General features: G+C 53.7%; 1 rRNA gene. It reads left to right on the forward strand.

Annotated features, from left to right (window positions below):
* Window positions 1-1,293 (forward strand): 23S ribosomal RNA (locus HF322_RS11580); the annotation flags it as partial.

Below are 1,293 nucleotides of genomic sequence, written 5' to 3' on the forward strand. Positions count from 1 at the left end.
CCTTTCCCTACACGACCACTATAGGGTGCCTCACTATAGGGTGCTTGAGAGAACTCGGGTGAAGGAACTAGGCAAAATGGTGCCGTAACTTCGGGAGAAGGCACGCTGATATGTAGGTGAAGTTGCTCGCGGATGGAGCTGAAATCAGTCGAAGATACCAGCTGGCTGCAACTGTTTATTAAAAACACAGCACTGTGCAAACACGAAAGTGGACGTATACGGTGTGACGCCTGCCCGGTGCCGGAAGGTTAATTGATGGGGTTAGCGCAAGCGAAGCTCTTGATCGAAGCCCCGGTAAACGGCGGCCGTAACAATAACGGTCCTAAGGTAGCGAAATTCCTTGTCGGGTAAGTTCCGACCTGCACGAATGGCGTAATGATGGCCAGGCTGTCTCCACCCGAGACTCAGTGAAATTGAACTCGCTGTGAAGATGCAGTGTACCCGCGGCAAGACGGAAAGACCCCGTGAACCTTTACTATAGCTTGACACTGAACATTGAGCCTTGATGTGTAGGATAGGTGGGAGGCTTTGAAGTGTGGACGCCAGTCTGCATGGAGCCGACCTTGAAATACCACCCTTTAATGTTTGATGTTCTAACGTTGACCCGTAATCCGGGTTGCGGACAGTGTCTGGTGGGTAGTTTGACTGGGGCGGTCTCCTCCTAAAGAGTAACGGAGGAGCACGAAGGTTGGCTAATCCTGGTCGGACATCAGGAGGTTAGTGCAATGGCATAAGCCAGCTTGACTGCGAGCGTGACGGCGCGAGCAGGTGCGAAAGCAGGTCATAGTGATCCGGTGGTTCTGAATGGAAGGGCCATCGCTCAACGGATAAAAGGTACTCCGGGGATAACAGGCTGATACCGCCCAAGAGTTCATATCGACGGCGGTGTTTGGCACCTCGATGTCGGCTCATCACATCCTGGGGCTGAAGTAGGTCCCAAGGGTATGGCTGTTCGCCATTTAAAGTGGTACGCGAGCTGGGTTTAGAACGTCGTGAGACAGTTCGGTCCCTATCTGCCGTGGGCGCTGGAGAACTGAGGGGGGCTGCTCCTAGTACGAGAGGACCGGAGTGGACGCATCACTGGTGTTCGGGTTGTCATGCCAATGGCACTGCCCGGTAGCTAAATGCGGAAGAGATAAGTGCTGAAAGCATCTAAGCACGAAACTTGCCCCGAGATGAGTTCTCCCTGACTCCTTGAGAGTCCTGAAGGAACGTTGAAGACGACGACGTTGATAGGCCGGGTGTGTAAGCGCAGCGATGCGTTGAGCTAACCGGTACAGATCGGAAGAGCAC

This window comes from Psychrobacter sp. MF31 (assembly GCF_012847335.1).
GTDB lineage: Bacteria > Pseudomonadota > Gammaproteobacteria > Pseudomonadales > Moraxellaceae > Psychrobacter.